1 protein-coding gene is annotated in these 328 nt (G+C 61.6%); it reads right to left on the bottom strand.

The features are described from left to right. A partial coding sequence (locus EN852_RS37625; RefSeq protein ID WP_135879825.1) for a helix-turn-helix domain-containing protein occupies nt 1-308 on the bottom strand: 308 nt, incomplete at its 3' end. Nucleotides 309-328 lie beyond the last annotated feature (20 nt).

The raw sequence follows: 328 nt of genomic DNA, 5'->3' as shown, positions 1-328 counted from the left end.
CCGAGGTCGGTCAGGCTGTATTCGACACTCGGCGGCTTGGTCGGAAACACTTCGCGACGCACATAGCCGTCGCGCTGCAGATCGTAGAGCGTCTGGGTCAGCATGCGCTGCGAAATGTCGGGAACCAGCCGCCGCAGCTCGCCGAAGCGATAGGGCTGCTCAGCCAAGGCCGCCGTCAACAGCGAACTCCATTTGCCATTGAGCCCCTGGATGACGTCGCGGACCGGGCAATCGGCGATGCTTCCGCCGTCGGTCATCGCTTTGTAGACTTCGAGTTTGGATCTCAGATTGACGGTTCGGCTGTCCATGACTGGTTCCCTGCCTGTGC

Source organism: Mesorhizobium sp. M2E.F.Ca.ET.209.01.1.1, from assembly GCF_004010375.2.
GTDB lineage: Bacteria > Pseudomonadota > Alphaproteobacteria > Rhizobiales > Rhizobiaceae > Mesorhizobium.
Note: the sequence above shows the minus strand (reverse complement) of the source record. Positions and strands in the feature narration are given on the sequence as shown.